This is a genomic window from Streptomyces sp. NPDC045695 (assembly GCF_056432025.1).
In genome coordinates this window covers 1-19,331 of the sequence record NZ_JBWKJU010000016.1, presented here as the reverse complement: position 1 = coordinate 19,331, position 19,331 = coordinate 1, and the positions used below count along the sequence as shown (strand labels likewise).

19 protein-coding genes and 1 pseudogene are annotated in these 19,331 nt (G+C 71.0%); 14 read left to right on the top strand and 6 right to left on the bottom strand.

What is annotated here, in order from left to right:
• Nucleotides 1-87: 87 nt before the first annotated feature.
• The 6 genes and pseudogenes from AC07DU_RS24495 to AC07DU_RS24470 form a co-directional block, all read left to right on the top strand.
• Nucleotides 88-960 (top strand): annotated as a pseudogene (locus tag AC07DU_RS24495) (MFS transporter); the annotation flags it as partial.
• A 57-nt stretch (nucleotides 961-1,017) separates the two neighbouring features.
• Nucleotides 1,018-1,242, top strand: a complete 225-nt coding sequence (locus tag AC07DU_RS24490) for a DoxX family protein (RefSeq protein WP_479113588.1) — start codon at nucleotides 1,018-1,020, stop codon at nucleotides 1,240-1,242.
• Entirely contained in the window at nucleotides 1,239-1,364 is a 126-nt protein-coding gene (locus AC07DU_RS24485; protein ID WP_479113586.1) for a hypothetical protein, read from the top strand. Before AC07DU_RS24490 ends, AC07DU_RS24485 begins: the two co-directional genes overlap by 4 nt.
• 41 nt (nucleotides 1,365-1,405) lie before the next feature.
• The gene (locus AC07DU_RS24480) at nucleotides 1,406-2,461 is read left to right on the top strand and encodes an aldo/keto reductase (RefSeq protein ID WP_479113584.1); all 1,056 of its coding nucleotides are present in this window, start codon (nucleotides 1,406-1,408) and stop codon (nucleotides 2,459-2,461) included.
• 22 nt (nucleotides 2,462-2,483) lie between these two features.
• Nucleotides 2,484-3,077: a TetR/AcrR family transcriptional regulator gene (locus AC07DU_RS24475; protein WP_360903504.1), complete on the top strand. Its 594-nt coding sequence runs from the start codon at nucleotides 2,484-2,486 to the stop codon at nucleotides 3,075-3,077.
• A 210-nt stretch (nucleotides 3,078-3,287) separates the two neighbouring features.
• Complete coding sequence (locus AC07DU_RS24470) at nucleotides 3,288-4,004, top strand: VC0807 family protein (RefSeq protein ID WP_479113582.1); 717 nt, start codon at nucleotides 3,288-3,290, stop codon at nucleotides 4,002-4,004.
• An 88-nt stretch (nucleotides 4,005-4,092) separates the two neighbouring features.
• On the opposite strand, the gene AC07DU_RS24465 is transcribed toward AC07DU_RS24470, so the two are convergent.
• The gene (locus AC07DU_RS24465) at nucleotides 4,093-5,475 is read right to left on the bottom strand and encodes a glycine--tRNA ligase (protein WP_453371484.1); all 1,383 of its coding nucleotides are present in this window, start codon (nucleotides 5,473-5,475) and stop codon (nucleotides 4,093-4,095) included.
• 155 nt (nucleotides 5,476-5,630) lie between these two features.
• Here AC07DU_RS24465 and AC07DU_RS24460 point away from each other — a divergent pair, with 155 nt between their 5' ends.
• The 4 genes from AC07DU_RS24460 (at nucleotide 5,631) to AC07DU_RS24445 (ending at nucleotide 8,842) form a co-directional block, all read left to right on the top strand.
• On the top strand, nucleotides 5,631-6,605 hold the full coding sequence (locus AC07DU_RS24460) for a metal ABC transporter substrate-binding protein (protein WP_479035439.1): 975 nt from the start codon (nucleotides 5,631-5,633) through the stop codon (nucleotides 6,603-6,605).
• Nucleotides 6,606-6,634: 29 nt separating this feature from the next.
• Entirely contained in the window at nucleotides 6,635-7,426 is a 792-nt protein-coding gene (locus tag AC07DU_RS24455) for a metal ABC transporter ATP-binding protein (protein ID WP_479113579.1), read from the top strand.
• Nucleotides 7,426-8,292, top strand: a complete 867-nt coding sequence (locus AC07DU_RS24450; RefSeq protein ID WP_360893043.1) for a metal ABC transporter permease — start codon at nucleotides 7,426-7,428, stop codon at nucleotides 8,290-8,292. The genes AC07DU_RS24455 and AC07DU_RS24450 overlap by 1 nt, the downstream gene beginning before the upstream one ends.
• A 118-nt stretch (nucleotides 8,293-8,410) precedes the next feature.
• Nucleotides 8,411-8,842 carry a Fur family transcriptional regulator gene (locus tag AC07DU_RS24445; RefSeq protein WP_360893041.1) on the top strand — a complete coding sequence of 144 codons (432 nt, stop codon included), beginning with the start codon at nucleotides 8,411-8,413 and terminating at the stop codon, nucleotides 8,840-8,842.
• Between the two features lie 126 nt (nucleotides 8,843-8,968).
• On the opposite strand, the gene AC07DU_RS24440 is transcribed toward AC07DU_RS24445, so the two are convergent.
• From AC07DU_RS24440 to leuA, 5 genes are all read right to left on the bottom strand, one after another.
• Complete coding sequence (locus AC07DU_RS24440) at nucleotides 8,969-9,787, bottom strand: isoprenyl transferase (RefSeq protein ID WP_360893038.1); 819 nt, start codon at nucleotides 9,785-9,787, stop codon at nucleotides 8,969-8,971.
• Between the two features lie 11 nt (nucleotides 9,788-9,798).
• Nucleotides 9,799-10,545 (bottom strand): DNA repair protein RecO, encoded by a 747-nt coding sequence (recO, locus tag AC07DU_RS24435; protein WP_360893035.1) that lies wholly within the window; start codon nucleotides 10,543-10,545, stop codon nucleotides 9,799-9,801.
• A gap of 124 nt (nucleotides 10,546-10,669) precedes the next feature.
• Complete coding sequence (locus AC07DU_RS24430; RefSeq protein WP_479113577.1) at nucleotides 10,670-12,247, bottom strand: nucleobase:cation symporter-2 family protein; 1,578 nt, start codon at nucleotides 12,245-12,247, stop codon at nucleotides 10,670-10,672.
• A 628-nt stretch (nucleotides 12,248-12,875) separates the two neighbouring features.
• The gene (locus tag AC07DU_RS24425) at nucleotides 12,876-13,571 is read right to left on the bottom strand and encodes a TerB family tellurite resistance protein (RefSeq protein ID WP_360893028.1); all 696 of its coding nucleotides are present in this window, start codon (nucleotides 13,569-13,571) and stop codon (nucleotides 12,876-12,878) included.
• A gap of 387 nt (nucleotides 13,572-13,958) precedes the next feature.
• On the bottom strand, nucleotides 13,959-15,722 hold the full coding sequence (gene leuA, locus AC07DU_RS24420; RefSeq protein ID WP_479113575.1) for a 2-isopropylmalate synthase: 1,764 nt from the start codon (nucleotides 15,720-15,722) through the stop codon (nucleotides 13,959-13,961).
• Nucleotides 15,723-16,086: 364 nt separating this feature from the next.
• Between leuA and AC07DU_RS24415 the strand changes: the two genes are divergently transcribed.
• The 4 genes from AC07DU_RS24415 (at nucleotide 16,087) to AC07DU_RS24400 (ending at nucleotide 19,189) form a co-directional block, all read left to right on the top strand.
• Nucleotides 16,087-17,151 carry a M4 family metallopeptidase gene (locus AC07DU_RS24415; RefSeq protein WP_479113573.1) on the top strand — a complete coding sequence of 355 codons (1,065 nt, stop codon included), beginning with the start codon at nucleotides 16,087-16,089 and terminating at the stop codon, nucleotides 17,149-17,151.
• A gap of 76 nt (nucleotides 17,152-17,227) precedes the next feature.
• Nucleotides 17,228-17,497: a protealysin inhibitor emfourin gene (locus AC07DU_RS24410; protein ID WP_479113571.1), complete on the top strand. Its 270-nt coding sequence runs from the start codon at nucleotides 17,228-17,230 to the stop codon at nucleotides 17,495-17,497.
• 79 nt (nucleotides 17,498-17,576) lie between these two features.
• Nucleotides 17,577-18,395, top strand: coding sequence for a GNAT family N-acetyltransferase (locus tag AC07DU_RS24405; protein ID WP_479113569.1), 819 nt, complete (start codon nucleotides 17,577-17,579; stop codon nucleotides 18,393-18,395).
• A gap of 104 nt (nucleotides 18,396-18,499) precedes the next feature.
• On the top strand, nucleotides 18,500-19,189 hold the full coding sequence (locus AC07DU_RS24400; protein ID WP_479113567.1) for a class I SAM-dependent methyltransferase: 690 nt from the start codon (nucleotides 18,500-18,502) through the stop codon (nucleotides 19,187-19,189).
• Nucleotides 19,190-19,331 lie beyond the last annotated feature (142 nt).

Genomic DNA, 19,331 nt, shown 5'->3' with positions numbered 1-19,331 from the left:
GCTTGGTCACCCCCCTCTCTAGCCCCATATCGCCTCCCGCCCCCCCCCCCCCCCCCCCCCCCCCCCCCCCCCCCCCCCCCCCCCCCCCCCCCCCCCCCCCCCCCGGACCCGGTGGGCCAGCTGCTGGTCGTCGCCCTGCTCGGCAGCCTGACCTACGGGATCATCGAGGGGCCGGCCGCCGGCTGGCGTTCACCGCTGATCATGGGGTGCGCCCTGGTGGCCGTCTGTTCGTTCGTGGGGCTGCTGGTCTACGAGTCGCGGCGCGAGGAGCCGCTGATCGATCTCCGGTTCTTCCGCAGCGCGCCGTTCAGCGGCTCGACCGTGATCGCGATCAGCGCGTTCGCCGGACTGGCCGGGTTCCTCTTCCTGAACACGCTCTACCTCCAGGACGTGCGGGGGCTCAGCGCCCTGCACGCCGGGCTCTACATGCTGCCGATGGCGGCGCTGACCTTCCTGTTCGCGCCGGTGGCGGGGCGGCTGGTGGGCAGCCGCGGGCCCCGGATCTGCCTGCTGATCGCGGGCGTCGCCATGTCGGCGAGCGGGCTGCTGTTCGCCCTTTTCGAGGCCGAGACCTCCACCCCGCTGTTGTTCACGGGGTACGTGCTGTTCGGGCTCGGCTTCGGCATGGTCAACGCGCCGATCACCAATACGGCCGTCTCCGGGATGCCGCGCTCCCAGGCGGGCGTCGCGGCCGCCATCGCCTCCACCAGCAGGCAGACCGGCGGCACCCTGGGCGTCGCGGTCATCGGCTCGGTGCTGGCGGCCGGGCTGACGGGCGGCGCGGACTTCTCCACGGCGGCGCAGCCGGCCTGGTGGATCATCTCGGTCTGCGGGCTGCTGGTCCTGGTGGTGGGCGCGGCGACGAGCGGCGCCTGGGCGCGCGCGACGGCGGACCGCACGGCCCGCGAGCTGGAGGTACCGGCGAGCCAGGCCGCGCCGGCGGACGTCCCGCGGGCGTGACCGGTCGGCCGAAGGGCGTGACGGCCGGCCGGCGGGCGTGACGGTCTGCCGGCGGGCGTGACGGTCTGCTGCGCCGTCGTCGGTGGCCTGCTCGCCGCCGTCCTCACCACCTCCGCCACCCTCACGCTCCAGCGCAACGACCAGGTCGTCGCCGGCATGCAGAAGGTGCATGTCCCGGACTCCTGGCTGCCGCGTCTGGCCGCCCTCAAGGCGGCGGGGCGTTCGGCCTGGTCGCGGGCCTATGGGTCCCTCCGCTCGGCGCGGACGCCACCCTCGGCGTGACCCTCGGGGCGGTCGCCGCCCCCCTCCGCGCCAAGCACTACGAGCTCGCACCGACGACGGTCCTCGCCCTGGTCGCGGCGGCCGCCATGGCTCTGCGCACCCCGCCCGATACTGACGAGTGACAGATATTGAAATCTGTCACTCGTCATGCCATTCTCGTTGCATGACGACGAACGACCGCACTACCGCGACCATCGAAACCCCCCGCCGCCGCACCCTCGGCAGCACCGGTCCCGCCGTGTTCCCGCTGGGGCTGGGCTGCATGGGGATGTCCGCCCTCTACGGGACGGCCGACCGCGCCGAGTCCCTCGCGACGATCCACGCCTACCTGGACGCGGTCCCCGACGACACGAGCGCGCTGCTCGACACGGGCGACTTCTACGGCATGGGCCACAACGAGCTGCTGATCAACGAAGCCCTGCGCACCGCGCCCGCCGCGGCCCGCGAGCGGACGATGACCAGCGTCAAGTTCGGCGCCCTGCGCACGGTCGAGGGCGGTTTCACCGGATATGACGGGCGGCCCGAGGCCGTCAGGAACTTCCTCGCCTACTCGCTCCAGCGGCTCGGCCGGGACCACATCGACATCTACCGGATCGCCCGCGTGGACCCGGCCGTGCCGATCGAGGAGACCGTCGGGGCCATCGCCGAGGCGGTCGAGGCCGGACACGTGCGGCACATCGGCCTGTCCGAGGTCGGCGCCGACACGCTGCGCCGGGCCGCCGCAGTGGCCCCGATCGCCGACCTCCAGATCGAGTATTCGCTGATCTCCCGCGGCATCGAGGACGAGATCCTGCCGACGGCGCGGGAGCTCGGCATAGGCATCACGGCGTACGGGGTGCTCTCCCGCGGCCTGATCAGCGGCCACTTCGCCCGGGACCGAGCCCTGAGCGCGGGCGACTTCCGCGGCATGAGCCCTCGCTTCCAGGGCGAGAACCTCCACCGGAACCTCGACCTGGTCGAGGCCCTGCGCAAGGTCGCCGAAGGCAAGGGCGTGAGCGTCGCCCAGACCGCCATCGCCTGGGTGCTCGCCCGCGGCGAGGACATCGTGCCGCTGGTCGGGGCGCGGAGCCGGGACCGGCTGGCCGAGGCACTGGGTGCCATCGAGATATCCCTCAGCGCCGCCGACCTGGCCGCCATCGAGGACGCCGTGCCGGCGGGAGCCGCGGCCGGCGAGCGTTATCCGGCGGCCCAGATGGCCCACCTCGACAGCGAGCGCTGAGCCGGGCGGTACGGTCATACCCATGTCCCCCGCCGCGGCCGAGCCCCTGACACCCGAGCGCATCCTCGAAACCACCGAGGAGGTGCTGCGCCGCTTCGGCCCGACCAAGGCGACGGTGGTGGACGTGGCCCGCGCCCTGGGGGTCAGTCACGGCAGCGTCTACCGGCACTTCCCCTCGAAGGCAGCGCTGCGCGAGGCCGTGACGGACCGCTGGCTCACCAGGAGCGTCGCCGCGCTGGAGGAGATCACCTCGGCTCCCGCCGCGAGTGCGCCCTCCAAGCTGGAGGCGTGGCTGGAGGCGCTCTTCGAGGCCAAGCGTCACAAGGCGGGTGACGATCCCGAGCTGTTCGCCACCTACACGGTGCTGCTCACCGAGAACAGCGGCGTGGTCGACTCGCATCTGAACCAGCTGATCGACCAGCTGGCCCGGATCATCGCCGAGGGCGTCGCGTCGGGCACGCTCGCCGCCGACGACGTGCCGGCGGCCGCCCGCGCGGTCTTCTACGCCACGGGCCGCTTCCACGATCCGCAGTACGCGGCCGACTGGCTCTCCCCCACGATCCTCGCCGAGTTCGAGGCGGTCACCGCTCTGGTCATCCGGGGCCTGCGCGCCTGACGGGCCTGGCGGGGTCCGCGGGACACAGGGGCCGACCCGGCGGAACCCGGTGGGTCCCGGTGGGTCCCGGTGGGTCCCCGAGGGACCGGTCCGGAATTCTTGGGTCCGGACAGCTTGATGATCATTTGGGGCGCGTTCACCTTGTCCCCGCCCCCGCGGTGTCCTTACGGTCCCCTTACCGCACTCATCAGGCACGTTCCAGGGGGAAACTTGTCCGCCCAAGAAGCACGACCCGCACCTCCCGCCCGCTCGGGGGCCGCGGCCGCCCTCGGCTGGATCCTGACCATCGGCCTCAATGTCGTGGCGCCGATCATCACGTACAACACGCTCGTCGACGACCACGGCTGGAGCGAGTTCGGGGCGCTGCTCCTCAGCAGTGCCTGGCCGGTGCTCGACAGCGCCATCAGTCTGGCCTGGCGGCGCAAGCTGGACGAGTTCGCCGTCGTCACGCTGGTGTTCCTGGCTGTCACGGCCGTCGTCTCGCTCGTCGGCGACCACACGGCCCGCACGCTGCTGATCAAGGACTCCGCCGTGACGGGGCTGTTCGGGCTGCTGTGCCTGGGCACGCTGGCCGCGGCGCGGCCGCTGATGTTCTACTTCGGCCGCAAGTTCGCCACGGACGGCACCCCGCAGAGCACCGCCTGGTGGAACGGCCTGTGGCAGTACGAGGGGTTCCGGACCACCATGCGCACCATGACCCTGGTCTGGGGCGTTGCCTACGTGGCCGAGGCCGCCGTCCGTATCGCCCTGGCGTACGCGCTGGACACCAAGACGATGGTGACCCTCAGCCCCATCATGATCTACGGGGTGCTGGGCGCCCTGGCCCTGTGGACCACGCTCTACGCGAAGCGGTCCCGGGCGGAGGGCGAGCGCCGCGCGGCCGAGGCCGCCCGGGCAGCCGAGGCCGCCCCGGGAGCCCCGGCCTGACGAGGGCGGGACGCGAACGACCGGTGGCCCGGTGCGCAGCGTGCGCACCGGGCCACCGGTCGTTCGGGCCGAGCCGGACCAAGCGGTCCTAGCAGCCGAGCAGACGGCTGCCGAGGTAGGCCTGGATCTGGTCCAGGGAGACGCGCTCCTGCTTCATGGTGTCGCGCTCGCGCACGGTCACCGCGTTGTCGTCCAGGGTGTCGAAGTCGACGGTGACGCAGAACGGCGTACCGATCTCGTCCTGGCGGCGGTAGCGGCGGCCGATGGCGCCCGCGTCGTCGAACTCGATGTTCCAGTTCTTGCGCAGGTCGGCGGCGAGGCCCTTGGCCTTCGGCGACAGCTGCGGGTTGCGGGACAGCGGCAGGACGGCGACCTTGATCGGGGCCAGGCGCGGGTCGAGGCGCATCACGGTGCGCTTCTCCATGACGCCCTTGGCGTTCGGGGCCTCGTCCTCGATGTACGCGTCGAGCATGAAGGCGAGCATGGCGCGGTTCACACCGGCCGCCGGCTCGATGACGTACGGGGTGTAGCGCTCACCGGCCTCCTGGTCGAAGTAGGTGAGGTCCTGGCCGGAGGCGGCGGAGTGGGCCTTGAGGTCGAAGTCGGTGCGGTTGGCCACGCCTTCGAGCTCGGAGAACTCGTTGCCACCGAAGTTGAAGCGGTACTCGATGTCGGCGGTGCGCTTCGAGTAGTGGGACAGCTTCTCCTTCGGGTGCTCGTACCAGCGGATGTTCTCCTCGCGGATGCCGAGGTCGCGGTACCAGTTCCACCGCTCCTGCATCCAGTACTCCTGCCACTGCTCGTCCTCGCCCGGCTTGACGAAGAACTCCATCTCCATCTGCTCGAACTCGCGCGTGCGGAAGATGAAGTTGCCCGGAGTGATCTCGTTCCGGAAGGACTTGCCCATCTGCGCGATGCCGAACGGGGGCTTCTTGCGCGAGGTGGTCTGCACCATGGCGAAGTTGGTGAAGATGCCCTGGGCGGTCTCGGGGCGCAGGTACGCCTTGGAGCCGGTGTCCTGGGTCGGGCCGAGGTGGGTCTCCAGCATGCCGGAGAACTGCTTGGGCTCGGTGAACTGGCCCTTCACACCGCAGTGCGGGCAGTTGACGTCGGCGAGGCCGTTCTCGGGCAGCCGGCCGTGCTTGGCCTCGTAAGCCTCTTCGAGGTGGTCCGCGCGGTGCCGCTTGTGGCAGGCGGTGCACTCGGTCAGCGGGTCCGAGAAGGTGGCGACGTGGCCGGAGGCCACCCAGACCTCGGGGGCCAGGATCACGGACGAGTCGAGACCGACGATGTCCTCACGCCCGGTGACCATCGCCTTCCACCACTGGCGCTTGATGTTCTCCTTGAGCTCGACACCCAGCGGGCCGTAGTCCCAGGCGGCCTTGGAGCCGCCGTAGATGTCACTGCACGGGAAAACGAAGCCACGGCGCTTGCTCAGGCTGACGATGGTGTCGATCTTGTCGGCGGCCACGGTGCTCTCTTCATTACGAGGACGAACGGCGAAGCCTTTAGGTTACCGGCGCCCGCACCCCCCCTTTCAAATCGGTTCCCCTCCAGGGCCGCGGGCACGACCCCCCTCGCCTGGGCTTTTGACAATCGTTTCCATTTTTGATGAAAATGGATGTCATGAACGTACGACGCCTCATACCCACCGCCGCCCTCGCCGGCGCCGTCGCCCTCGGCGCCACGGCCCTCACCGCCTGCTCCGCCACGAGTGCCACGGCAGGCAAGGACGGCAAGGTCGGCGTGACGGCGTCGTTCTACCCCCTGCAGTTCCTCGCCGAGCAGATCGGCAAGGACCACGTGAAGGTCGACTCCCTGACCAAGCCGGGCGTCGAACCGCACGACCTGGAGATCACCCCGAAGCAGACCGCGAAGCTCGGCGAAGCCGACGTGGTCCTCTACCTCAAGACCCTGCAGCCCGCCGTCGACAAGGCCGTCGCCCAGTCCGGCGTGAAGAACGTCGTGGACGCCGCGACCCTCACCACCCTCGAAGTCCACGGCGCCGAGCCGGGCCACGCCGAGGAGGGCGAACACCGCGACGGCGAGGAAGGGCACGACCACGGCCACGGCGAGGCCGGCGCGGACCCGCACGTGTGGCTCGACCCCACCAAGTACGCGGAGATCGCCAAGGGCGTCGGCGCGGCCCTGGAGAAGGCCGACCCCGACCACGCGGCGGACTACAAGAAGAACACCGACGAGCTGGTCGCCAAGCTGCACGGGCTCGACGGCGAGTTCAAGGACGGCCTGAAGAACGCGGCCACCAGGACCTTCATCACGACCCACTCCGCCTTCGGCTACCTCGCCGAGCGCTACGACCTGGACCAGGAGAGCATCTCCGGCGTCGACCCCGAGTCCGAGCCGAGCCCGGCCCGGATGAAGGAGCTCCAGGACGTCGCGAAGAAGGAGAACGTCTCCACCGTGTTCTTCGAGACCCTGGCCAGCGACAAGACGGCCAAGGTCCTCGCGGCGGACACCGGCCTGAAGACCGACGTCCTCGACCCGCTCGAGGGAATCACCGGCACGTCCCAGGGCGCTGACTACTTCGAGGTCATGCGGTCCAACCTGAAGAACCTCCAGAAGGCACTCGGTAGCAAGTAATGGCAGCAGCAGCAACGGAGGCGCGAGCCATGCAGTCCACGCCCCGCCCGGCGGACGGCGAGTCCGTCATATCCCTGCGCGCGGCCACGGCCTCGCTCGGCTCGCGACCCGTGCTGCGCGGGATCGACCTCACCGTCCGCGGCGGTGAGGTCGTCGCCCTGCTCGGCGCCAACGGCTCCGGCAAGTCCACGGCCGTGCGTGCCGTGGTCGGCCAGGTCCCGCTGAGCGGCGGCGAGCTGTCCCTCTTCGGAACGGACTTCAAGCGCTTCCGCGACTGGTCCCGCATCGGGTACGTCCCCCAGCGCACCACCGCCGCCAGCGGTGTCCCCGCCACCGTCCGCGAGGTCGTCTCCTCCGGCCGGCTGGCCCGCTCCCGCTTCGGCCTCCTGCGCAAGGCCGACAGGACCGCCGTCGACCGCGCCCTGGCCCTCGTCGACATGGACGCCTACGCCGACGCCTCGGTCAACGCCCTCTCGGGCGGCCAGCACCAGCGCGTCCTCATAGCCCGGGCCCTCGCCGTCGAGCCCGAGCTGCTGATCATGGACGAGCCGATGGCGGGCGTGGACCTCGCCAACCAGGAGGTCCTCGCGAACGCCCTGCGCGAGCAGGTCGCCGCCGGCTCCACCGTCCTGCTCGTCCTGCACGAACTGGGCCCGCTGGAGCCCCTGATCGACCGGGCGGTCGTCCTGCGCGACGGCTGCGTCGTGCACGACGGACCTCCTCCGGAGGCCGTGGGCCAGCACGCCCTGCCCGGCCACGACCACGTACACCCCCACGCGGCGCACGACGCCGAGCCCCTGCGGACGGGACTGCTGAGCTGATGGACCTCCTGGCCTCCCCCTTCATGGTGCGCGCGCTGATCGCCGCCGCACTGGTGGGCATCACCGCGCCCGCGATCGGCACGTACCTCGTCCAGCGCCGCCAGGCGGTCATGGGTGACGGCCTCGGCCACGTCGCCATGACCGGTGTCGCGCTCGGCTTCGTGATGAACACCAGCCCGGTGTGGATGGCGACGCTGGTGGCCGTCCTCGGCGCCGTCGCCATGGAGCTGATCCGCTCCCGCGGCAGGACCAGCGGCGATGTCGCGCTCGCCATGCTGTTCTACGGCGGCCTGGCCGGCGGTGTGATGATCATGCACGTGGGCGGCGGTTCCCCGACCAAGCTCCTCAGTGCCATGTTCGGCTCGATCACCGCCGTCGCGCCCGAGGACGTCACCGCGATGGCGATCCTCTCCGCCTTCGTCCTCGCCGTCACCATCGGCCTGCGCCGCCAGCTCTTCGCCGTCTGCCAGGACGAGGAGTTCGCCCGGGTCACCGGCCTGCCGGTGCGGGCGCTGAACCTGCTGATCGCCGTGACCGCCGCCGTCACCGTCACCGTCGCGATGCGCATCGTCGGCCTGCTGCTGGTCAGCGCCATGATGGTGATCCCCGTCGCCGCCGCCCAGCGGCTCACCCGCGGCTTCGCCGCCACCCTGGGCGTGGCCATCGCGATCAGCCTCACCGTCGCACTGACCGGCACGGCCACCACGTACTACGTCGACGCACCCTCGGGCGCCATGATCGTGCTGCTCGCCATCACCGTCTTCGTCGGGATGACGGCGCTGTCCGCGCCCCTGGCCAGGCGCCGGGCCGAAGCGGCCCGCGCCGCCGCCGACGGGGTCTGCACGGGGGACGACGTGAAGGTCTAGGCGGTGCCTTGTGGATCAAGCCCGTGAGGGGGCGTACTCCGGCCATGATCCACGGGAGGCCGCCTAGGAGGGACGGCCGCCTGGCACAATGGCCGCAGGCCTACACGAGGAGGAACCGGTGGCGACTGCGCCTGGCGAGATGAATACCGCGCCAGTACGAGGACGATCCACCCGGCAGCGGGCCGCAGTGGCCGCTGCCCTGGACGAGGTGGACGAGTTCCGCAGCGCCCAGGAGCTCCACGACATGCTCAAGCACCGCGGCGATTCGGTCGGCCTGACCACCGTGTACCGCACGCTCCAGTCGCTCGCGGACGCCGGCGAGGTCGACGTGCTGCGCACCAGCGACGGCGAGTCCGTCTACCGCCGCTGCTCCACCGGGGACCACCACCACCACCTGGTCTGCCGCAAGTGCGGCAAGGCGGTCGAGGTGGAGGGCCCGGCGGTGGAGAAGTGGGCGGATTCCATCGCGGCCGAGCACGGCTACGTGAACGTGGCCCACACGGTGGAGATCTTCGGCACCTGCTCGGACTGCGCGGCCGCCGCGGCCTGAGCCGTCGCCTTCCGATCGCGCCGACGGGGCCTCGGCCCTCAGATCGCCCGGACCCGGTCCACGTCGGACGGGCCCGGGCGTCTTCGCGTACGGGGCTGCGCGCTCCGACGCAGCGGGACCGTGAGGTCAGGCGGAGCCCTCGGCCTGGTTCGGGACCGCTCCGCCGAAGCGGCGGTCGCGCTGGGCGTACTCCAGGCACGCCGCCCAGAGGTTGCGGCGGTCGAAGTCCGGCCACAGCACGTCCTGGAAGACCATCTCCGCGTACGCGCTCTGCCAGAGCAGGTAGTTGGAGGTGCGCTGCTCGCCGCTGGGACGCAGGAAGAGGTCCACGTCCGGCATGTCCGGGTAGTACATGTACTTCGCGAAGGTCTTCTCGTTCACCTTCGACGGGTCGAGCTTGCCGGCCGCCACGTCGCGGGCGATCGCCTGGGCCGCGTCCGCGATCTCCGCGCGGCCGCCGTAGTTGACGCAGAAGTACAGGGTCATCGCGTCGTTGTCGACGGTCTGCTCCTGAGCGACCTGGAGCTCCTGGACGACCGACTTCCACATCTTCGGCATGCGGCCGACCCAGCGGATGCGGATGCCCAGTTCGTTCATCTCGTCGCGGCGGCGCCGGATGACATCGCGGTTGAAGTTCATCAGGAAGCGCACCTCGTCGGGCGAGCGCTTCCAGTTCTCCGTCGAGAAGGCGTACAGGGAGAGGTTCTTGACGCCCATCTCCAGGCAGCCCTTGAGCACGTCGAGCACGACGCCCTCGCCCACCTTGTGGCCCTCGGTGCGGGGCAGGCCGCGCTCCTTGGCCCAGCGGCCGTTGCCGTCCATGACGACCGCGACGTGGTTCGGGACCAGCTCGCCGGGGATCCTCGGCGGGCGCTCACCGGACGGGTGCGGCTCGGGAACCTTGTACTCGCGGCGGGAGCGTCCCAGAATTCCGCGTCGTGCCATGTGCCCAGCTCCTATTTCTCGACGTATCGCAGGGAGCGTAGCCCGCGCTCCAGATGCCAGTGCAAATAGGCCGAGACCAGCCCGCTGCCCTCCCGCACGTGGCGTGCCTCGCACGCGTCGGCGTACCCCCAGTCGCCCGTCAGCAGCGCGCTGAGCAGGGCGATGGCCTCCGACGAGGGTACGACGCTGCCGGGCACCCGGCAGTCACCGCATATCACCCCGCCCGCGGCGACGGAGAAGTGCCGGTTGGGGCCGTGGATCCCGCACTTCGCGCAGTCGTCGAAGCTGGGCGCGTAGCCGTTGACGGCGAGGGAGCGCAGCAGGAAGGCGTCGAGGATCAGGTGCGGTTCGTGTTCGCCGCGCGAGAGGGTGCGCAGGCCTCCGACGAGCAGCAGGTACTGCTGGACCGCGGGCTCGCCCTCGTTCTCGGCGAACCGCTCGGCGGTCTCCAGCATGGCGGTGCCGGCGGTGTAGCGGGCGTAGTCGGTGACGATGCCGTTGCCGTACGGGGCGATGATCTCGGTCTGGGTGCAGAGCGGCAGGCTGCGGCCGATCAGCTCGCTGCCGCGGGCGAAGAACTGCACGTCGGCGTGGGAGAAAGGTTCCAGCCGGGCCCCGAACTTGGACTTCGTACGCCGGACGCCGCGCGCGACGGCCCGCACCCGGCCGTGACCCCGGGTCAGCAGCGTGATGATGCGGTCCGCCTCACCCAGCTTCTGGGTGCGCAGCACGATGCCGTCGTCGCGGAACAGACTCATGCGCCCATTGTCCCGTACGGGGACGGGACGACGGGCGGGGCGGTCAGGGGACGGTCAGGGGCGGTACGTGAACGGCAGCGGCCCCGGCCGGGCTGGCGCCGGCCGGGGACACCCCTTGGGAGGGTCAGGCGGTCGGTGCGGGGGCGGTTTCGCCCTCGTCCGACTGGGCCGGGATGACTGCCGGGGAGTCCTTGGAATCAGGAGCGGACTCGGAAGCGGACTCGGAAGCGGACCCCGGAGCCGGCGCGGGCGCGACCTCCGCCGCCTCCTCGGACTCCGCCTCGGGCGCGGCTACGGCCGCGGCCACGGCCATGGCCTCGACGGCGCCCGCTACGCCGTGGGCGTCGTCCTTGGCCGGGCCGTTGAAGATCAGGTTCAGGACGATGGCGGCCGTGGCACCGAGGGTGACACCGCTGTTGAGGAGCGAGGACAGGTCCGGGTCCATGTGCTCGGCGAAGAAGACCGGGACGGTCGCGGGGAGCAGGGCGAAGGCGAGGGAGACGCCCACGATCAGCGCGTTCTTCTCCTCCTTCAGGTCCACCTTGCCCAGGGTCTGGATACCGGCCAGGGCGACCATGGCGAACATGACGGTCGCGGCGCCGCCGAGGACTCCGTGCGGGACGGCGGCGACGATCGCGGCCGCCTTGGGCAGGAGACCCAGGACGATCATGAAGACGCCCGCGGCGACGACCACGAACCGGCTCTTCACCTTCGTCATCCGCACCAGGCCGACGTTCTCCGCGAAGGCGACGTACGGGAAGGAGTTCAGGACACCGCCGAGTGCGGTGGCCGCGCCGTCGGCCCGCAGGGCACGGGCCACGGTCTCGCTGTCGACGTCCTTGCCGACGATGTCGCCGACGGCGTAGGTGTCACCGGTCGTCTCGACCATGGTGATCAGCATGACGATGAGCATCAGGACGATCGGGAACCACTCGAACTTCGGGACGCCGAAGTGGAAGGGCGTGGTGACGCCCACCCAGTCGGACTGGCTGACGTCGCCGAACTTCGCGTCCCCGAGGAGGAAGGCGACGGTGGTGCCGACGACCAGGCCGAGGAGGATGGAGATGCTGGAGAGGAACGGCCTGCCGATCTTCATCAGGACGAGGATGAAGAGCATCGTGCCGCCGGCGTAGGCGAAGTTCTTCGGGTCGCCGAAGTCGGGGCTGCCGAGGCCGCCCGCCGCGTCGTTGAGGCCGACCGGGATCAGGACGATGCCCAGCACGGTGATGACCGTGCCGGTGACGACGGGTGGGAACAGCCGCATGACCATCCGGAACGCCTTGGCGGGCAGCCAGGCGAAGGCGAAGGTGGCGATGCCGGCCGTGATGACGGCGCCGTAGATGACGAGCAGGGCCGCGGTGCCGCCCCCCGCGCCGAGGCCGATGGCGATCATCGGGGACACGGCCGTGAAGGTCACGCCCTGGATCAGCGGCAGTCGCGCACCGATCCGGCCGATGCCGAAGGCCTGGATGATCGAGGCGATACCGCAGGTGAAGAGGTCCGCGTTGATCAGGTAGACGAGCTGTTCAGGGCTCAGCTTCAGCGCGTTGCCGACGATGATCGGGACGATCACCGCACCGGCGTAGAAGGCGAGTACGTGTTGGAAGCCGTACAGCGCGAGCTTGGGGAGGGGGAGCACCTCGTCGACCGGGTGCGTGCTCCGCTCTCCATCGGTGGAAAGCCGGGCGGCGACACGTGCCATCTCTGCCTTGCCCTTCAAAGAGGTAGGTAACCGAGAGGAGATCTGGTGACTCCTGGCCGGAGTGGGTCGCTAACCCGTTGGTCCGCCAGGGTTGTCAGTGTGTTCACGCTCAGGAGGATCGAAGCCGCGCTCTGTTAACGGCGCCGTCTTGTCGTGTGACCGGAATTGAACGCCTGTGGGGGGCCTCACAGATATCGTCGACTTCCACAAATTGTTGACCCTCAGGCCGTCCCGATCTGTAGCTTTCTCCAGTGGTGCGCACTCACGCGCAGGGGTATGTGCCGGGCCGTCCTAAGTGGTCCGCCCGTGCCGCCTCACGGCCCGGCGCACCTGCGGTGACGTGCGCGGATGGACCTGACGGCGGTGGGGATCCGCACACGGGAAGCCGTCGCTCCGGCCGTCCGACAGGTGGACACCGGGCGCTCGGGGAGATCGCCCGCGCCGTTCACGTGACCTTCACAGAGCCCGGAATCGGCCGTACGAGGCCGGATCGTTACGTCCTACCGCGCAGTTTCGGACGGATCGAGTCCGCATCGCGGACGCGGCGCGGCACGAAGAGGCCCTCCGGCAGGCGGGCGGCCTGCCGGAGGGCGTCTCGCGAACCGGGTCTCACGCGAACCGGGTCCCCCTACGGCGCCCGCACCGCAGACAGCAGCCGGGCCACCTCGTCCGCGTCGATCCGCAGCGCCGCGCCGACGGTGGACAGCACCTCGCGTTCGGCCGGGATGTACGGGCCGTCCGCGAGGGCGATACGGGCCCCCTGGAGCAGGATCGACTCGCGGCCGGGGCCCGCCAGGTGCGGAGCAAGGGGCTCCAGGGCCTCGTGGAGCTCGATCGACAGGGCGGCCCCGCAGCACTCCGGGACGTCGTACAGCCCGAGCCGGCCCTCGTCGGCGGACAAGGCCTCCACGAGGCACTCCAGCTGCTCCTCGCCGCAGTCCTGGAAGCCCGCGGCCCGTACGGCGCACGCGGCGGCCTCCAGCGCGCTGCGCGAGGCCGTCCCGCCCGCGGCGAGCACGGCCAGCGCCACGGTGTGCACGGCGTCGCGCAGGAGCGCCGTGAACCGGGTGGTGGTCAGGTGGTCCAGGACGTCGGTGCCGAAGCGCGCCCGGCAGCCCTGGCACTCGACGACCGGCCCCTCCTCGCCGCGCGGCAGCAGCGGTACCCCGAGGACGGTGAACCGGCGCCGACCGGTGCGCCGGCGGTAGTTGCGGTCACCGCCGCAGCCGGGGCAGAAGAACTCCCCGTCACCCACGGTGCTCCAGGTGGTACGGATGCCCCAGACCGTCAGCTTCCGGCCGTCCCCACCCCGAACTGGCAGCACGTCGCACCTCCGCGCGTAACCTTCCGGCAACGTCGCCGGGTTGGCGTGATGTTAGCCACATCGGTGAGCATGCGTCAGTCGTGTGACGAGACAACATGGGCCCGCGCGCGGACTTGGCCGATCTGCGCCCCACCGCCCCGGCGGCATTCCCCGAGGTCGCCGCACGGGCGGCAGGCCCGTCCGGCGGCCGGCGCCGCCCACGGGATCGGCCGGGGACCGCGTCAACGCGGTGGCGTCCGGCACCATCCGTACGGAGCCGGTGCCGTACGGAGCCGGAGCCGGCGGCGCGGGACGACGAGCCGCACGCGCGCGGCCGGGAACGGCGGAACCCCGCCCCTCCGGGAGGGGGGACGGGGTCCACGCAGGCGGGGTTACGCGGTCCGGGGGTCAGCGGCCCGCGCGGTTGACGGCGGAGATGACCGCCTTCAGGGAGGCGCGGGTGGTGTTGGCGTCGATGCCGATGCCCCACAGGACGCGGCCGTCGATCGCGCACTCGATGTACGAGGCGGCCACGGCGGAGGCGCCCTCGCTCATCGTGTGCTCGGTGTAGTCCAGCAGGCGGGCGTCGACGCCGATGCCGGCCAGCGCGTCGAAGAAGGCCGAGATGGGACCGTTGCCGGTGCCGTTCAGGACCGTGTCCATGCCGTCCACGACCGCCTCGACGGTCAGCGTGTCGGTGCCGTCCTTGTCGGTGGCGGTGGAGCCGGAGCGCAGCTGGATGCGGCCCCACGGGTTCTCGGGGTTGGGCAGGTACTCGTCCTGGAAGACGTCCCAGATCGCCTTCGGCGTGACCTCGCCGCCCTCGGCGTCGGTCTTGGCCTGGATGATCCGCGAGAACTCGATCTGCATGCGGCGCGGCAGGTCCAGCTTGTGGTCGTTCTTCAGGACGTACGCGATGCCGCCCTTGCCGGACTGCGAGTTGACCCGGATGACCGCCTCGTAGGAGCGGCCGACGTCCTTGGGGTCGATGGGCAGGTACGGGACGGCCCACTCGATGTCGTCGACGGTCTTGCCCCGGGCGGCCGCGTCGGCCTCCATGGCGTCGAAACCCTTCTTGATGGCGTCCTGGTGGGAACCGGAGAAGGCGGTGTAGACCAGGTCGCCCGCGTAGGGGTGGCGCGGGTGGACCTCCATCTGGTTGCAGTACTCGCTGGTGCGGCGGATCTCGTCGATCTGCGAGAAGTCGATCTGCGGGTCGACGCCCTGCGAGAACAGGTTCATGCCCAGGGTGATCAGGTCGACGTTGCCGGTGCGCTCGCCCTGGCCGAACAGGCAGCCCTCGATGCGGTCGGCGCCGGCCATCAGGGCCAGCTCGGCGGCGGCGACGGCGGTGCCGCGGTCGTTGTGCGGGTGCACGGAGATGCAGATGTGCTCGCGGCGGGTCAGGTTGCGGGCCATCCACTCGAAGCGGTCCGCGTGCGTGGAGGGCGTCGAGCGCTCCACGGTGGCGGGCAGGTTCAGGATGATCTCGCGGCCCTCGCCCGGCTGCCAGACGTCGCAGACGGCCTCGCAGACCTCCAGGGCGAAGTCCAGCTCGGTGTCGGTGAAGATCTCGGGGCTGTACTGGTAGCCGAAGACGGTCTCGGGGCCCAGCAGCTTGCCGGCGTACTCCATGACCAGGCGGGTGCCGTCGACGGCGATCTGCTTGATCTGCTCCTTGGAGCCGCGGAAGACGACCCGGCGGAAGGTCGGGGCGGTCGCGTTGTACAGGTGCACGGTGGCGCGCTTGGCGCCGACCAGGGACTCGACGGTCCGCTCGATCAGGTCCTCGCGGGCCTGGGTCAGTACGGAGATGGTCACGTCGTCCGGGATCGCGCCCTCTTCGATGATGGACCGCACGAAGGCGAAGTCGGTCTCGCCGGAGGAGGGGAAGCCGACCTCGATCTCCTTGTAGCCCATGCGCACCAGCAGGTCGAACATCTCGCGCTTGCGGGCGGGGGTCATCGGGTCGATCAGCGACTGGTTGCCGTCCCGCAGGTCGGTGGACAGCCAGCGGGGAGCCTTGGTGACGCGGGCGTCCGGCCAGGTGCGGTCCGGGATGTCCACCTGCTCGTACTGGCCGTACTTGTGGATCGGCATGCCGGAGGGCTTCTGGGTGTGGGTCGCGTTGGTGATGGGCGTGGGGCGACCGACAAAAGGCTGCTGGCTCATGGCGTTGGGCTCCTCGCGTGTCCGCGGTAGTTCGCTGGGACGGCCGACGGCGGTCGTAAAAACCGCAACACCAAACTCCGCGGGGAGGGGGCCGGCCTACGACTACAGACCCTCGCCGCGGCAGCTAAGGAGAAGCAGCCCGAAACGCATGATGGACCGAGCCTAACCGAGCCGCGCCGTAACGCGAGGACCTGTGTCAGTATGCAAGACCGACCCGTCCGTTTTGCACTAATTGTGAGCTACACCTCTTTCCTCCCCCTCAGGTCGGGACGATCCGTCAACCGCGCGCCACCCCTTTAAGACCACCGAATGAATCATGGTGGCAGGTAGTGACAGCGTCATGACCCGCTGCCACATTGCGGAGATGGATGCCTCCCACACTCACCGCCACCCCGTCTTCTGCACCGTCGTGCCGCCGCACCTCCTCGACAGGGCCGCCCGCTCCGAGGACTCCCGGCGCGCCGACCTCGCGCAGCGCACCCTCGAACACGACTCCCTCCTGCGCACCCGGCGCCGGGTGACCACCGTCCGGGGGATCACCGCCGCCCCGGACGCTCCCGCCTCCGACGCGCCGAACCGCACGATCTACGACGCGCAGCACCGCACCCGGCTGCCCGGCACCCAGGTGCGCGCCGAGGGTGACCCCGCGGGCCGGGACGCCACGGTCAACCGGGCGTACGCCGGGCTCGGGGCGACCTTCGAGCTGTTCCTGGAGGGATTCGGCCGGCGCTCGATCGACGACGCCGGGCTGGCCCTGGACGCGACCGTCCACTACGGCGAGGACTACAACAACGCCTTCTGGGACGGCCGGCAGATGGTCTTCGGCGACGGGGACGGGGACCTCTTCCTCGACTTCACCGTGTCGCTGGACGTCATCGGCCACGAACTGACCCACGGGGTCACCCAGCACACGGCGAACCTGGAGTACTACGGGCAGTCCGGCGCCCTGAACGAGTCGATGTCCGACGTCTTCGGCTCACTGATCAAGCAGTACTCGCTGGAGCAGACGGCGGAGGAGGCCGACTGGCTGATCGGGGCCGGTCTGCTGGGTCCCCACGTGTCCGGGGTCGCGCTGCGCTCGATGAAGGCGCCCGGGACCGCGTACGACGACGACGAGCTCGGCAAGGACCCGCAGCCCGCGACGATGGACGACTACGTGCGGACCTCCCGGGACAACGGCGGGGTGCACATCAACTCCGGCATTCCCAACCACGCCTTCTACCTGGCGGCGACCGAGCTGGGCGGCAAGGCGTGGGAGCGGGCGGGGCGGATCTGGTACGCCACCCTGACGGGCGGGGAGCTGGCCCCGGACGCGGACTTCGCGGACTTCGCCCGGCTGTCGGTGGCGGCGGCCGTGAGCCTGTACGGGGACGGGGGCGCGGAGCACCAGGCGCTCCAGAAGGCCTGGTCCACCGTGGGCCTGGGGTAGCGGGGGCCGGTGTAGCGGGGGCCTGGGGTAGCGGGGGCCTGGGGTAGCGGGGCCTGTCTGGAGTAGAAAGACGGTCATGCGGATTCAGGTGGAACGGACGGGCGGTTTCGCGGGCATCGAGCGCCGGGCCGAGGTGGACACCTCGGGCATGCCCGACGAGGAGGAGTGGCGGGACCTGGCCGGGCTGGCGCTGCGGCCCGGTCCGCCGGGCCACGCGGCGGACCGGGTGCGGGACGGGTTCTCGTACCGGATCACGGTGGACGGCCGGACCGTCTGCTGCCACGAGCCGGACCTGTCGGACGCGCAGCGGGCCCTGATCTCGCGCGTCCTCAAGGAAGGCGCCTGACGGCGGTCCTCGGCGCGGAGCGGCTCGGGCGGGCCCGAAAGCAGGTGCCCGGGGCGCGGCTCTTTGCTTGGATGTCCGGATGACCGACCACATGATCGATTCCGTGCTGTCCGAGCTCGAGCGGTACTACGACACCGTGCCGCGGGTGGGCGGGGCCCGCGCCGAGGACTTCGGGCCCTTGACCCTCTTCGTACAGGAGGGGCAGGGCTGGCCGTACTACGCACGCCCCGCGCTCGGCGGCCCGGACGCGACCGCGGCCGACGTGGAGCGGGTCCGGGCCCGCCAGCGGGAGCTGAAGGTGCCGGAGGCCTTCGAGTGGGTGGCCGAAACCAGCCCCTCGCTGCGCGCCGCGGTGGAGGCGGCGGGGCTGCACGTCCACGCGCACCCGCTGATGGTGCTGGAAACGGCCGAGGAACTGCCCCCGCACCCGCAGGTGCGCCTGCTCGAAGCGGACGATCCGCTGCTGGCGGCCGCGGTGACGGTCCCGGCCCTGGCCTTCTCGGACCCGGGCACGGCGATCGGCGAGGCCGGCCTGGAGGAGCTGCGGGCGGCGATGGAGGACCCGTCGGCCGAGGAGCGCCGGGCACGGGTGGCGTCGATGCTCGCCTCGGGCCGTACGGCTCTGGCGGCGGCCGTCCGGGACGGCGCCGTGCTGTGCTCGGGGCAGTACAACCCGGTCGGGGACGTCGCGGAGGTCGTGGGCGTGGGCACGCTCCCGTCGGCCCGCCGCCAGGGCCTGGCCCTGGAGGTCACCGCGGCCCTGGTCGCACGGGCCCGCGAGCGCGGGGCCCGCACGGTCTTCCTCTCCGCGGGCGACGAGGACGTGGCCCGCATCTACGGGCGCGTCGGCTTCCGCAGGGTGGGGACGGCCTTGATCGCGGAGCCTGCGGACGCCTGAGGGGACCCTGCGGGTTTGCCGGAACGGCAACGTTATTTGCCCCGGCCCGGGCACCGGCGCAGCATCGGACGCGTACCGGCGAACCCGCAGAGGAAGAGGCCCGCATGTCCGAACACGAGCACCAGCACGAGCACCGGCGCCAGCACGATCACCAGCACCACGCGCATCAGGAGCACTCCGGGGACGAGGAGTTCTGGGACGCCCGCTACAGCGAGAGCACCCGCATCTGGAGCGGCCGGGCCAATGAGGCCCTGGTGCGCGAGGTGTCGGACCTGACCCCCGGCCGCGCCCTCGACCTGGGCTGCGGCGAGGGCGCCGACGCGGTGTGGCTGGCCCGGCAGGGCTGGCAGGTCACCGGAACCGACATCTCGAAGGTCGCCCTCGGCCGCGCGGCCGAACACGCCGACGAGGCCGGGGTCGGCGAGCGCGTCGACTGGCAGCGGCACGACCTCACCGAGTCCTTCCCCGACGGGGAGTTCGACCTGGTCTCGGCGTGCTTCCTGCACAACTACGGGGACTTCCCGCGCGACCGGGTGCTGCGCTCGGCCGCCGCCGCCGTGGCCCCCGGCGGCATCCTGCTGGTGGTCGGCCACGCGGGCGGGCCGTCGTGGGACCCGGACAAGCACGCCGAGATCGGCTTCCCGACCCCGGACGAGGTCCTCGGGCAGCTGGAGCTGCCGCTGGGCGACTGGGAGGTCCTCCTGGCGGAGGACTACGTACAGGCCCTGACCGGCCCGGACGGCCGGCCCGGGACCCGTCCGGACAACGTGCTGAAGGTGCGGCGCCTGCGCTAGGACGCGTGTCACGAACTTCCCGGGACAACACACCTAGTGACCTGGTCCGGAGATCCTGTCGCAGTAGCGGCAGATCCGGTCGATGATCTGGTCGGCGGTCTTGGTCCACTTGAACGGCCGGGCTTCGTTGTTCCAGACCTTG

Excerpts from the sequence above, each read along its gene's own strand:
- AC07DU_RS24480 (WP_479113584.1), top strand. The coding sequence starts at position 1,406 with ATGACGACGAACGACCGCACTACCGCGACCATCGAAACCCCCCGCCGC.
- AC07DU_RS24475 (WP_360903504.1), top strand. The coding sequence starts at position 2,484 with ATGTCCCCCGCCGCGGCCGAGCCCCTGACACCCGAGCGCATCCTCGAA.
- AC07DU_RS24460 (WP_479035439.1), top strand. The coding sequence starts at position 5,631 with ATGAACGTACGACGCCTCATACCCACCGCCGCCCTCGCCGGCGCCGTC.
- AC07DU_RS24455 (WP_479113579.1), top strand. The coding sequence starts at position 6,635 with ATGCAGTCCACGCCCCGCCCGGCGGACGGCGAGTCCGTCATATCCCTG.
- AC07DU_RS24450 (WP_360893043.1), top strand. The coding sequence starts at position 7,426 with ATGGACCTCCTGGCCTCCCCCTTCATGGTGCGCGCGCTGATCGCCGCC.
- AC07DU_RS24440 (WP_360893038.1), bottom strand. The coding sequence starts at position 9,787 with ATGGCACGACGCGGAATTCTGGGACGCTCCCGCCGCGAGTACAAGGTT.
- recO (WP_360893035.1), bottom strand. The coding sequence starts at position 10,545 with ATGAGTCTGTTCCGCGACGACGGCATCGTGCTGCGCACCCAGAAGCTG.
- AC07DU_RS24430 (WP_479113577.1), bottom strand. The coding sequence starts at position 12,247 with ATGGCACGTGTCGCCGCCCGGCTTTCCACCGATGGAGAGCGGAGCACG.
- leuA (WP_479113575.1), bottom strand. The coding sequence starts at position 15,722 with ATGAGCCAGCAGCCTTTTGTCGGTCGCCCCACGCCCATCACCAACGCG.
- AC07DU_RS24415 (WP_479113573.1), top strand. The coding sequence starts at position 16,087 with ATGGATGCCTCCCACACTCACCGCCACCCCGTCTTCTGCACCGTCGTG.
- AC07DU_RS24410 (WP_479113571.1), top strand. The coding sequence starts at position 17,228 with ATGCGGATTCAGGTGGAACGGACGGGCGGTTTCGCGGGCATCGAGCGC.
- AC07DU_RS24405 (WP_479113569.1), top strand. The coding sequence starts at position 17,577 with ATGACCGACCACATGATCGATTCCGTGCTGTCCGAGCTCGAGCGGTAC.
- AC07DU_RS24400 (WP_479113567.1), top strand. The coding sequence starts at position 18,500 with ATGTCCGAACACGAGCACCAGCACGAGCACCGGCGCCAGCACGATCAC.